The 11,550-nt window shown below is 63.6% G+C and carries 11 protein-coding genes; 8 read left to right on the top strand and 3 right to left on the bottom strand.

The features are described 5' to 3' along the window. The first annotated feature begins 12 nt into the window (after positions 1-12). The 3 genes from NFJ07_RS14910 to NFJ07_RS14900 all read left to right on the top strand — a co-directional run bounded on the left by NFJ07_RS14910 (position 13) and on the right by NFJ07_RS14900 (position 2,227). Complete coding sequence (locus NFJ07_RS14910; protein ID WP_269995461.1) at positions 13-342, top strand: ArsR/SmtB family transcription factor; 330 nt, start codon at positions 13-15, stop codon at positions 340-342. Then, entirely contained in the window at positions 339-1,319 is a 981-nt protein-coding gene (locus NFJ07_RS14905) for a TIGR03086 family metal-binding protein (RefSeq protein ID WP_269995459.1), read from the top strand. The genes NFJ07_RS14910 and NFJ07_RS14905 overlap by 4 nt, the downstream gene beginning before the upstream one ends. A gap of 122 nt (positions 1,320-1,441) precedes the next feature. Continuing rightward, positions 1,442-2,227, top strand: coding sequence for a VOC family protein (locus tag NFJ07_RS14900; protein ID WP_269995457.1), 786 nt, complete (start codon positions 1,442-1,444; stop codon positions 2,225-2,227). Positions 2,228-2,298: 71 nt separating this feature from the next. Here the strand turns inward: NFJ07_RS14900 and purM are convergent, their stop codons facing one another. The 3 genes from purM to NFJ07_RS14885 form a co-directional block, all read right to left on the bottom strand. After that, positions 2,299-3,459 (bottom strand): phosphoribosylformylglycinamidine cyclo-ligase, encoded by a 1,161-nt coding sequence (gene purM, locus NFJ07_RS14895; RefSeq protein ID WP_269995455.1) that lies wholly within the window; start codon positions 3,457-3,459, stop codon positions 2,299-2,301. After that, a complete protein-coding gene (gene purF / locus NFJ07_RS14890; RefSeq protein ID WP_269995454.1) occupies positions 3,456-5,075 on the bottom strand; it encodes an amidophosphoribosyltransferase in 1,620 nt (539 codons plus the stop codon). The genes purM and purF overlap by 4 nt, the downstream gene beginning before the upstream one ends. Before the next feature lie 62 nt (positions 5,076-5,137). Beyond that, positions 5,138-5,485 carry a hypothetical protein gene (locus tag NFJ07_RS14885; RefSeq protein WP_269995452.1) on the bottom strand — a complete coding sequence of 116 codons (348 nt, stop codon included), beginning with the start codon at positions 5,483-5,485 and terminating at the stop codon, positions 5,138-5,140. A gap of 136 nt (positions 5,486-5,621) precedes the next feature. Between NFJ07_RS14885 and NFJ07_RS14880 the strand changes: the two genes are divergently transcribed. The 5 genes from NFJ07_RS14880 to NFJ07_RS14860 are packed head-to-tail and all read left to right on the top strand — an operon-like array spanning position 5,622 to position 11,530. Then, positions 5,622-7,166: an amino acid permease gene (locus tag NFJ07_RS14880; protein WP_269995451.1), complete on the top strand. Its 1,545-nt coding sequence runs from the start codon at positions 5,622-5,624 to the stop codon at positions 7,164-7,166. Between the two features lie 58 nt (positions 7,167-7,224). Continuing rightward, positions 7,225-7,959 (top strand): FadR/GntR family transcriptional regulator, encoded by a 735-nt coding sequence (locus NFJ07_RS14875; protein ID WP_269995450.1) that lies wholly within the window; start codon positions 7,225-7,227, stop codon positions 7,957-7,959. Further along, positions 7,956-9,356, top strand: coding sequence for a glutamine synthetase family protein (locus NFJ07_RS14870; RefSeq protein WP_269995449.1), 1,401 nt, complete (start codon positions 7,956-7,958; stop codon positions 9,354-9,356). Before NFJ07_RS14875 ends, NFJ07_RS14870 begins: the two co-directional genes overlap by 4 nt. 3 nt (positions 9,357-9,359) lie before the next feature. After that, a complete protein-coding gene (locus NFJ07_RS14865) occupies positions 9,360-10,169 on the top strand; it encodes a gamma-glutamyl-gamma-aminobutyrate hydrolase family protein (RefSeq protein ID WP_269995447.1) in 810 nt (269 codons plus the stop codon). Continuing rightward, the gene (locus NFJ07_RS14860) at positions 10,166-11,530 is read left to right on the top strand and encodes an aldehyde dehydrogenase family protein (protein WP_269995445.1); all 1,365 of its coding nucleotides are present in this window, start codon (positions 10,166-10,168) and stop codon (positions 11,528-11,530) included. Before NFJ07_RS14865 ends, NFJ07_RS14860 begins: the two co-directional genes overlap by 4 nt. Positions 11,531-11,550 lie beyond the last annotated feature (20 nt).

Here is an 11,550-nt window from a genome sequence, read left to right as displayed (position 1 = left end):
AACGTATTAATCATGCTCGACCGACTGGAAGTTGCCGCGGAGCCGAACAGGCGGCGACTGTTGCACCTGCTTGCGGCGGGCGAGCGCACCGTGACGGAGCTGGCTGGCGAATTCACGGTGAGCAGATCCGCCATCTCGCAGCACTTGTTGTTGCTGGAGCAGGTAGGCCTCGTTTCTGCCCGCAAAGAGGGACGCAACCGCTTCTACCGCTTGGACAACACCGGGATGAGGGAACTCCGGATGCTTTTTGAGCAGTTCTGGACCGCGGAGCTGGACATGCTCCTCGCTGACGCACAAAACTTCACCACCGACCGCCTTCACACAACCGAGGAATCACCATGATTTACGACAAGACCGTTCTTCTTCCCCTCAACGTCGACCAGGCGTTCGAACTCATCACGCAGCCTGCACGCCTCCGCCGCTGGCAGACCGTTGCCGCGCGCGTCGACCTTCAGGTGGGTGGCGAGTACCGCTGGACCGTCACTCCGGGCCACCACGCGGCCGGGACTTTCACCGAAATCGAGCCGGGCAAGCGCATCGTCTTCACCTGGGCCTGGGAGCAGCCCGACGCCCCGGCGGACAACATCTCCACCGTGGCCATCACCCTTGAGCCGGCCGACGGCGGGACCACGGTGCGCTTGGTGCACGAAGGCCTTCCGACGCCGGAAGCCGTCGCCGGCCACTCCGAGGGTTGGAACCACTACCTCGACCGTCTCCTCGCCGAGGCCTCCACGGGCGACGCCGGAGCCGACGAATGGGCGGCAGCCCCTGCCGATCTCAACGAACTCACCTCTGCGGACGCCACGCTTGCCATCGTGCAGCGCGTGCTGGCGCAGGTCACCGAAGCTGACGCCTCGACCCAGACTCCGTGCGCCGACTTCAACGTGTCGCAGCTGCTTGGCCACCTTGCCGGCTCGATTTCGCGCATCGCCAAGGCTCTGGGTGCCGAAGTAGCCGACGACGCCGGAAAGTCGCCTGAGGTGCGCATCGCCGACCTCGCCCAGCCCACACTGGAAGCCTTCTACCGCCGCGGGCTCGAAGGCACCATCGACATGGGCTTCGCTGAACTGCCGGCCCCGATGGTCGCCTCCATCCTCAACCTCGAGTTCCTGGTCCACGCTTGGGACTTCTCCAAGGCCCTGGGCCTCGAAGTGTCGGTGGCAGATGAGCTCACCGACTACGTGGAGGTCCTCGCGCAGAACACCATCAGCGAGCAGGTCCGCGCAAGCGGCAGCTTCGCCCCGGCCCAGGAAGTCGCCGAGACGGCATCCAGCCTGGAGCGCCTGGTCGCCTTCACAGGCCGGACTGTTCACGCATAAAGGTTCCGACTCCGCCGTAAACGCGGGCCGGCCGGCGCTGCCTGTTGTCAGTGTCGGCCCCCCGTACTACTTTGAACGTGGTATCCGCCGGCGCATGCCGGCTACTCAACGAAGGGATAGCAATGCCGCAGGTTGATAGCTACAAGCAGGGAACTCCGTGTTGGGTGGACCTGTCGTCGTCGGACATTGAGGCTTCCAAGGCCTTCTATGGTGATCTGTTCGGTTGGGAATTGGACGCAATGGATGCCGGTAACGGCATGACCTACTACATGGCCAAGCTGCAGGACCGCTACGTCGCGGGCTTGATGCAGCAGATGCCGGACATGGCCGCGGCCGGTGCACCGTCCTTCTGGGCCAACTACCTCGCCGTCGATTCGGTCGATGAGGCCGCTGAACGCGCGACGGCGGCCGGCGGCAGCATCCTCTTCCCGCCGGACAGTGTCCCCAACGGGAGCGGCCGGATGTTCTTCGCCGCCGATCCCACGGGTGCGCAGATTGGTTTCTGGGAGGCCGGAAGCCACCACGGCGCAGGGTTGGTCAATGAACCGGGCACGGTGGTCTGGAACGAGCTGCAGACAAGCGACGTCCCCAAGGCCGTGGCCTTCTACGAATCCGTGACGGGATGCTCCAGTGAGACGGCTGCGGCCGGCGATCTGCAGGAGTACACCCAGTTCGTGGTGGACGGGAAGTCCATAGCCGGCGCCATGAAGCAGCCCGTGGAGGGAATGCCGCCGTTCTGGATGACCTACTTCAACGTTGCCGACGTGAACGAATCCGTGGCGAAGGCCGTGGAACTCGGGGCCCAGGTCTTTGCGCCTGCCTTCGATGTCCCCGGTATTGGCCGTATGGCAGTCCTCGGCGATCCCGCCGGAGCAGCCTTCAGCGTCATGGCCGGCGAAAGCAACTAGGCCTTAAAGCAAGAGTGCCCACCCAATGCCGGATCGGCAATTGGGTGGGCACTCTTTTGCGTTAAGAACCCTTAGGCGTAGGCGTTCACAAGGCGCACGGCGCCGCCGTCGACACCCTTGGCACCCTGGACGTAGTCCGGGCCGCTCTTGATGATCGAGTCGGAGTCCGGAGCCACGGTACCCATGACCCACGAAGGGAGGCCGCGCTCGTTGAGGCGGGCCACGGCGGCGTCGGCGATTTCGGGGGACACGATGGCCACCATGCCGACGCCGAGGTTGAGCGTGCGCTCGAGGTCGGCCAGCGGCACATTGCCGAGCTCGGAGACCAGCTTGAAGATGGCCGGCAGTTCCCACGTGGCGCGGTCAACCGTGGCCACAAGGCCCTGCGGCAGGACGCGGGCCAGGTTGGCCGCCAAGCCGCCGCCGGTGACGTGGCTGAAGCCGTGCACGGCGCCGGGCGCAGCACTCAGGCCGCTGACCGGGAAGGCGCGGGCCAAATCCAGGCAGTCGGCGGCGTATACGCGGGTGGGCTCCAGCAATTCTTCGCCCAGGGTCCGGCCGAGTTCGGAGACCTGGCGGTCCAGGGCCCAGCCGGCGTGGTTGATCACGCGGCGAACCAGGGAGTATCCGTTGGAGTGCAGGCCGGAGGAGGCCATGCCGATCACGACGTCGCCAGCGCGGACGCGGTCCGGGCCAAGCAGGGCGTCGGCCTCGACAACACCGGTAGCTGCACCGGCGACGTCGTACTCGTGCTCACCCAGCAGGCCCGGGTGCTCAGCGGTTTCGCCGCCCACCAGTGCAGTGCCGGCAACGGAACAGGCGGCCGCGATGCCTCGGACGATGTCCGCGATGCGCTCGGGGACAACCTTGCCGCAAGCGATGTAGTCGGTCATGAAGAGCGGCTCCGCGCCGACTACCACGATGTCGTCCACCACCATGCCGACCAGGTCGAAGCCGATGGTGTCGTGGATGTCCATGGCCTGGGCGATGGCAACCTTGGTGCCGACGCCGTCCGTGGACGTGGCCAGGAGCGGCCTCTTGTATGTGAGCAGCTTCGAGACGTCGTACAGGCCGGCGAAGCCGCCGACGCCGCCGAGCACCGAGCTGTTGTGGGTCGCCTTGACGGCGTCCTTCATGAGTTCGACGGCGCGGTCGCCCGCTTCGACGTCGACGCCGGCGGACGCGTAGGTGATGCCGGTTGTGTTCTCAGCGGCGGAGGATGCGGAGGTCATACAGACTCTTTCTTATCGGCGTCGGTCAGCAGGTTCTCAAACTCGGCGTCGGGTCCGGGATCGCAGCCCGTGGCGCCGGGCTTGTTGGCCGGGTCGTCCGAGTCCGCGTTCACGGCTTCGGCGGAGATGCCCGACGTCGGCAGCCCGCCGAGGTCGGTGCGCTCCAGGAGGTTCTTGCCCAGTTTGTCCGAACCCGGAAGTGCGATGGGGTACTGGCCGGTGAAACAGGCGGTACAGAGGCGCTCGCGCGGCTGCTGGGTGGCGCCGATCATGCCATCTTCGGAAATGTAGGCCAGCGAATCCGCTCCAATGGCCTGGGAGATTTCCTCGATGGTGGCGCCATTGGCGATCAGTTCAGCGCGGGATGCGAAGTCGATGCCGTAGAAGCAGGGCCACTGGACGGGTGGGGAGGAGATCTTGATGTGGACGGCTGCGGCGCCGGCTTCGCGGAGCATCCGGACGATGGCGCGCTGGGTGTTGCCGCGGACGATCGAGTCATCCACCACCACCACGCGCTTGCCGCGGATCACGGACTCGAGGGCGTTGAGCTTGAGCCGGATGCCGAGCTGGCGCAGGGTCTGCGAGGGCTGGATGAACGTGCGGCCCACGTAGGAGTTCTTGACGAAGCCGTGCGCGAAGGGGATGCCGGATTCCTCGGCGTAGCCGACCGCGGCCGGGGTTCCGGACTCGGGGACCGGGATGACGATGTCCGCTACCTGGGTGTTTTCGCGGGCCAACTGGCGGCCCATCTCCACGCGGGACTCGTACACGGAGCGTCCGGCAATCGAAGCGTCGGGGCGCGCAAGGTAGACGTACTCGAAAACGCAACCGGCCGGCGTCGCTTCCGCGAAGCGCTGGGAACGGACGCCGTTCTCGTCAATGGCGATGAACTCGCCGGGCTCGATCTCGCGGATGAAGCTCGCGCCGACGGTTGCCAGGGCGGACTGCTCCGAGGCGACAACCCAGCCGCGCTCAAGGCGGCCAAGGCACAGGGGGCGGATCCCGAAGGTATCGCGGGCGGCGTAGAGGGTGCCTTCGTCCATGAACACGAAGCAGAAGCCGCCTCGGATCTTGGGAAGCAGCTCAAGCGCGGTCTGTTCGAGGGTCTTGCCCTCTTCGCCTTCGAGGAGGGCGGTGACCAGGGCGGTGTCCGAGGTGTTGCCCTGCTTCATTTCGCCAGTCAGCTGACCGCCGTTGAGCTCGAGGATCATTTCCCGGAGCTCAGCGGTGTTGGTCAGGTTGCCGTTGTGCGCGAGGGCAACGGTGCCAGTGGCGGTTGCGCCCAGGGTGGGCTGTGCGTTTGCCCAGTGGCTTGCTCCGGTGGTGGAGTAGCGGCAGTGGCCAACGGCAAGGTGCCCGGTGAGGGTGTTCAGGGTTGTCTCGTCGAAGACCTGGGACACGAGCCCCATGTCCTTGTAGACATTGATGCGCTTGCCGTCACTGGTAGCAATACCAGCCGATTCTTGTCCGCGGTGCTGCAGCGCATACAGCCCGTAATAGGTGAGTTTTGCTACTTCTTCGCCCGGCGCCCAGACCCCGAAGACGCCACAAGCGTCCTGAGGTCCTTTTTCGTCGGGGAGAAGATCATGAGAAAGTTTTCCGTCGCCACGTGCCACTGGTCAATTGTCGCATGATGTTGGCGTGGCACTTTCCCTCACGCGGCATTGTGACCGGGATCCTATGCCTCGGCGTCGTCCTCTGCCGGGCTGGGTACGGACTCGACGACGGCACGCCGGGAGCGCCGCACGCTGACTTTGTCCAGGACGAGGGCCGCGATGGCACCCAGCAGCACACCGCCCGCGGCAAAGGACACCAGGAAGAACCCGAAGACCGCCCCGGTGTCGAAACTCTCGTCGCCGGGGATCCCGTAGGCCACGAACGCGGCAACGATGATGCCGAGTACCCCGCCCAGGCCCATGAATGGAACGAACTTCGGCGCACGGCGGACCGTGATCCCGCGGCGCTCCGGGGCGCCGTCCTGTGACGTGCTGTTGTGTGCCGTGCTGCTCGAGTCCTCAGAAACCATGCCTTCCAGTCTACCGTTTCGAGGAGATTGGGTTGTGGTCTGAAGTCAGACCATTGACAGATTGATGTGAAGTGGGTCACTATCGATGCGAGCGGTGTCGGCCCGTTCCCCCCTTCCGTTTAGAAAGAGAATAATCATGAGTGATCGTTCTACGGCAGCGAAGGTGCAGGCTGTGCAAGACGCAGATGCTGCGGCCCTCGCCGAGCTTGGCTACAAGCAAGAGCTACATCGCGGCATGTCCGGCTTCTCCAACTTCGCAGTCTCGTTTTCCATCATTTCGATCCTGGCTGGCTGCATCACCTCCTTCAGCATTGCACTCAAGTCCGGCGGCCCGGCTGCCATCAACCTGGGTTGGCCAATCGTTGGCGTCTTGGTCCTGTGCGTGGCCCTTTCCATGGCCGAGGTTTGTTCCCGATACCCCACAGCCGGTGGCCTGTATTTCTGGGCGGGCAGGCTCGCCAAACGCAACAAGCGGGCCTGGGCCTGGTACGTCGGCTGGTTCAATTTCCTCGGTGAAGTGGCTGTCACGGCCGCAATCGACTTCGGCTGCGCCACGACAATGATGGCTTTCGCAGCGCTGACTTTCGGCGTCGAGCCCACCGCGGGCGGTACGTTCGCGCTGTTCGTCGTCCTGATGGTCATCCACGCCCTGCTCAACAGTTTCGGCGTCAAGATTGTCAGTTTCCTCTCCAATGTCTCCGCTTGGTGGCACATTGTGGGCGTCGCGATTATCGTGGCGGCGCTATGGATCATGCCCACGAGCCACCAGTCCTTCGACTGGACGATGACGGCGTGGCACAACGAAACCGGCTTCACCTTCGGGCCGTATGTCTTCCTCATGGGCCTGCTCATGTCGCAGTACACCTACACCGGCTACGATGCTTCGGCCCACGTTGCGGAAGAGACCAAGAACGCAGCCATCGCGGCTCCCAAGGGGATTGTCATGAGCGTGGTCATCTCCATCATTGGTGGCTGGATTCTGCTCTACTCACTCGTCGCGGCGATCCCGAACGGCTCCGAGGACGGTCTGACCACACTTGGCGCTACGCCAACTGGCTTGCCGCCGGCACAGATTTTCCTGGATGCACTGGGCAACCCCGGCGTAGCGAAATTCCTGCTCGCCATCGTGGTGGGTGCACAGTTCTTCTGCGGCATGGCGTCAGTAACCGCCAACTCACGCATGACCTACGCTTTCTCCCGCGACAATGCCCTGCCGGGCTCCCGCATCTGGGCCAAAGTCAACACCCGGAGCGGCACCCCCACAAATTCGATCTGGCTCTGCGTCGGCTGCGCGATTGTGCTCGCTTCACCCGCGCTGTTCAATACAACCGCGTATTTTGCCGTGACGAGCGTCGCCGTCATTGGCCTCTACATCGCGTACATCACCCCGGTGTTGCTCCGCAGGCTCAACAAGAACTTCGTACCGGGCCCGTGGCACCTGGGGAAATGGAGTCCTATCATCAACTGGGTAGCGATTGTGTGGGTCGCCATCATCGTGATTCTCTTCGTTCTTCCGCCGGTCGCAGATATCACCGTCGACACCTTCAACTACGCGCCAATCGCCGTCGTGGTCGTCTTCCTCCTTGCCACCGTCCTTTGGTACACCACGGGGCGTCGGACGTTCATGACGAGTGCCGAGCAGGAGCACTTGACGATCGACGCAGATAAGCTGCTCAACTAGCACAACCATGGGCCGCCGGCGGTTCTTCGCCGGCGGCCTCCCCGCCAGGAAGGTCGCCATGTTCCTCGTTGAACCGATTGAATCCCCCCTACTGGAGACGGTCTTGCTTCCCGTGCGTGGACACATGGCCTTCGAGTCGTGCGTCGAGCACTTGGGATCGGCAATTCAGTTGGGGATCTTCAAAACCGGCGAGCGCCTACCCCCTGAGCGCGACCTGGCCGAGCGCATGCAGGTCTCCCGGGCCACGCTGCGCGAAGCGATCAGCGCATTGCGCGCCGCCGGCTTCGTCACCACCGTCCGGGGGAGGGGCGGCGGAACCATCGTGGAGCCGGTCGGCAACGCCCGGCCGCCGGAGCGTCTCGGCAACAAGGACCGGCAGGAGGAAATCAGCGACATCCTCATCTTCCGTTCGGTGATTGAACCCGGAGCCTGCCAGCGGGCGGCCTCGCTGCGGTTGAGCGAGGATCAGCGCCGGCTTCTCACTGATTCCCTGGCTGAGGTTGAAAACGCGGGTTCACCGGTGGAATACAGGCAAGCAGATGCCCGCCTCCACCTGGCATTCTCCGCTGTTGCGGGGTCGTCGGAACTCAATAAAGCCAGCACCACCATCCAGACAAAGATCCACGAATTCCTGGCGGAAATCCCCTTTCTGCAACGGAACATCGAACATTCAAACCAAGAACATCGATTGATAGTGCAGGCCATCCTCGACGGCGAGCCTGCAGCGGCCCGAAGCGTCATGGAATTGCATTGCGAGTCCACTGCCGCACTACTCAAGGGACTACTGAAATGAGCAGCACCATGAACGACATTTCGAACACCGTTCACCCTCGCAATGACCGTATGCTCACCGTTGAGCAACTCAAAGCGCAGATTGGCGACGGCGCCATAGACACCGTGATTCTCGGCTTCACCGACATGCAGGGCAGGCTGCAGGGCAAGCTCCTCCACGCGCAATTCTTCCTGGATTCCGTCCTGGAACATGGCACCGAGGGCTGCAATTACCTCCTCGCCGTTGACACGGAAATGAACACTGTGGACGGCTATGACATTTCCTCGTGGGAAAAGGGCTATGGGGACATGCTCTTCGACATGGATTTGGACACCATCCGCATCCTTCCCTACCGCGAAGGGAGTGCGCTGATCCAGTGCGATTTGTCCATGACCGACGGCACTCCGGTCTCTGTTTCGCCCCGCGCGATGCTCAAGCGCCAGGCGGCCAAGGCGGCCGAACGCGGTTGGAAGGCACTTGCCGGAACCGAGCTTGAGTTTGTGGTCTACAACGACTCCTACGAGCAAGCATGGGACCTGGACTACAAGCACCTCAGCCCTGCCAACCAATACAACGTTGACTACTCGCTCCTTGGATCCGGTCGCGTGGAACCCCTGCTTCGCCGGATCCGGAACGAGATGTACGCGGCCGGCATGACCGTGGAATCCGCCAAAGGTGAATGCAACTTCGGCCAACACGAGATCGCGTTCAAGTACGACGAAGTGGTCACCACGGCGGACAACCATTCCGTCTACAAGACCGCGGCCAAGGACATCGCCCACGACATGGGCCAATCCATGACCTTCATGGCCAAGCCCAACGAGCGCGAGGGCAATTCCTGCCACATCCACCTGTCCCTTCGCGGACTCGACGACGAACTAGTCTTCTGGGACAAGGCAAGCGGGGCCCGCACCAAAACCTATGATCACTTCATAGCCGGAGTGCTTGCCACGATGCGGGAATTCACGCTCTTCTACGCTCCCAACATCAACTCCTACAAGCGGTTCGTCAAAGGCTCGTTCGCTCCGACGGCGGTGGCCTGGGGCCTCGATAACCGCACCTGTTCGGTGCGGCTGGTGGGTCATGGCCAAAGCGCGCGGCTGGAAAACCGGCTGCCCGGTGGCGACGTCAACCCGTACCTGGCATTGTCGGCCATGCTTGCCGGCGGGCTTTACGGCATCGAAAATGAGCTCGAACTCGAACCCGCCACCATTGGTAACGCCTACACTTCGGGCGCTCCCACCGTGCCGACCACGTTGCGGGAAGCGAGGGATCTGTTCGCCAACTCCGTGATCGCCAAGGAAGTCTTCGGTGAGGAAGTGGTGCGGCACTATGTGAACTACGCCGACGTCGAACTGGCAGCTTTTGAGTCCGCCATCACGGACTGGGAGCTTCGCCGCGGTTTTGAAAGGCTGTAGGCAATGACTCAGAATCAGACGCCGGCCGCGGCTCCGGATTCAACCCCGAGGCCGCCTCGCATCGCCTTGACCACCTACCTGCAGGACGCGAAATGGGGGGTTTGGGACGCGCAGGCAGCGGTGCTGCCGGCAACATATTTGGAGGCCGTCGTAGCGGCGGGCGGCACGCCCCTTCTTTTGCCGCCCATCGGCACGGACACCTCCGTTCTTGACCTCGTGGATGGCCTGATCGTGGTGGGAGGCGCCGACGTCGATCCCGGTAATTACGACGCCGAGCCTCACCCGAGCACTCGCAGCCAGCCCGCCCGGGACGAGCACGACATCGCCTTGACCCTGGCCGCGCTGGAGAAGGGTGTACCGCTCTTCGCGATCTGCCGCGGTGCGCAAATCCTGAATGTGGCCCTGGGCGGAAACCTCATCCAGCACGTGCCGGACGTGCTGCCCGAGGCGAATTACCAACCCGCGCCAGGGGTCCATGGCGAGGTTGAGTTCGCTACCCGGCCGGGGAGCATCAGCGCGGAGCTACTGGGCGAAAAGGCATCGGCGCCGGTCTACCACCACCAGATTCTGGACCGGGTGGCTGAAGGTCTTTGCGTCACGGCGTACGCGACAGACGGCACGATTGAGGCTGTCGAGTCCACCCAGGGAAGCTGGGCGCTCGGCGTTCAATTTCACCCGGAACAAAACCCTTCCGACATGCGCCTTTTTGAAGGATTCATTGAGGCCGCCCGAAGGTACCGGGACGGCGAACCCTACGCTGGGCGCCTCGACCCATCAACGGAATTCAAACCGACAGAAAAGAGCTGGGCGTGAGTGCCACGACTTTTGACATCATCAATCCGGCCACCGAAGAATTCCTTCAAACCGTTGAACTGGCATCCCTCGCCGAGACCGACGCACTGATTGCCCGCGCGGCTGGCGCCTTTGAGACCTGGCGGAAGGTGTCGCCGTCGGACCGTGCACTGCTCTTGCGCCGGTTCGCGGCCGCCGTCGACGCCGATCTGGAGAACCTCGCACAACTGGAAGTCCGCAATGCGGGACATACGATCGGCAACGCCCGCTGGGAAGCGGGCAATGCGCGCGATGTCATCAGCTACTATTCGGCGGCTCCCGAGCGGCATTTCGGGCGGCAAATACCTGTTGCCGGAGGCCTCGATGTGACGTTCCACGAGCCACTGGGCGTGGTCGGCATTATTGTGCCGTGGAACTTTCCCATGCCGATCGCGGCTTGGGGCTTCGCTCCGGCGCTCGCGGCAGGCAACACGGTGGTACTCAAGCCTGCCGAACTTACGCCGCTTACGGCGATGAGGCTGTGTGAGCTGGCGCGCGAAGCCGGCCTGCCCGACGGCGTGCTGACCATCATCCCGGGGAAGGGCTCCGTGGTAGGGGCGCGCTTCGTCACCCACCCCGCGGTGCGAAAGGTCGTCTTTACCGGGTCTACCGGGGTCGGCAAGCAGATCATGGCCGGTTGCGCTGATCAAGTGAAGCGCGTGACGCTCGAGTTGGGTGGCAAGAGCGCGAACATTGTGTTCGCCGACGCCGACCTTCAGGCCGCTGCTGCGGCCGCTCCCGGTGGCGCTTTCGACAACGCTGGCCAGGACTGCTGTGCCAGGTCCCGGATCTTGGTGGAAAAATCGGCCTACGACAGCTTCTTGGAGCTCTTGGAACCCGCCGTCCGGGCTGTCAAAGTTGGCGACCCGGCGGATGAAAGTACCGTCATGGGCCCGTTGATCTCCGCCCGGCAACGGGAAACCGTCGCGGGCTTCGTGCCCTCGGGAGCGCCCATAGCCTTCCAAGGCGAGGTGCCCGAAGGGCCGGGATTTTGGTTCCCGCCCACAGTCCTGGCTCCGGACTCCTTCGACGACCCGGCGGTGCGTGAGGAGATCTTCGGACCCGTCGTCGTCGTCGTACCCTTCAGCGACGAGGCGGACGCCGTACGGATTGCCAATGACACCGAATATGGGCTCTCCGGATCCATCTGGACCCAAGACATTGGCCGGGCCTTGCGCGTGGCCCGCGGCGTGGATGCCGGGAACCTCTCTGTGAACTCCCACTCTTCAGTCCGCTATTCGACGCCGTTCGGCGGCTTCAAGCAATCGGGCCTGGGCCGCGAACTTGGTCCTGACGCGCTCGATTCCTTCAGCGAAGTGAAGAACGTCTTCATCGCGCACTGAACCCACCAACTTTGGAAGCC

Source organism: Arthrobacter sp. B2a2-09, from assembly GCF_027587375.1.
In the GTDB taxonomy this organism is placed as follows: domain Bacteria; phylum Actinomycetota; class Actinomycetes; order Actinomycetales; family Micrococcaceae; genus Arthrobacter.
Note: the sequence above shows the minus strand (reverse complement) of the source record. Positions and strands in the feature narration are given on the sequence as shown.

Excerpts from the sequence above, each read along its gene's own strand:
- NFJ07_RS14910 (WP_269995461.1), top strand. The coding sequence starts at position 13 with ATGCTCGACCGACTGGAAGTTGCCGCGGAGCCGAACAGGCGGCGACTG.
- NFJ07_RS14905 (WP_269995459.1), top strand. The coding sequence starts at position 339 with ATGATTTACGACAAGACCGTTCTTCTTCCCCTCAACGTCGACCAGGCG.
- NFJ07_RS14900 (WP_269995457.1), top strand. The coding sequence starts at position 1,442 with ATGCCGCAGGTTGATAGCTACAAGCAGGGAACTCCGTGTTGGGTGGAC.
- purM (WP_269995455.1), bottom strand. The coding sequence starts at position 3,459 with ATGACCTCCGCATCCTCCGCCGCTGAGAACACAACCGGCATCACCTAC.
- NFJ07_RS14885 (WP_269995452.1), bottom strand. The coding sequence starts at position 5,485 with ATGGTTTCTGAGGACTCGAGCAGCACGGCACACAACAGCACGTCACAG.
- NFJ07_RS14880 (WP_269995451.1), top strand. The coding sequence starts at position 5,622 with ATGAGTGATCGTTCTACGGCAGCGAAGGTGCAGGCTGTGCAAGACGCA.
- NFJ07_RS14875 (WP_269995450.1), top strand. The coding sequence starts at position 7,225 with ATGTTCCTCGTTGAACCGATTGAATCCCCCCTACTGGAGACGGTCTTG.
- NFJ07_RS14870 (WP_269995449.1), top strand. The coding sequence starts at position 7,956 with ATGAGCAGCACCATGAACGACATTTCGAACACCGTTCACCCTCGCAAT.
- NFJ07_RS14865 (WP_269995447.1), top strand. The coding sequence starts at position 9,360 with ATGACTCAGAATCAGACGCCGGCCGCGGCTCCGGATTCAACCCCGAGG.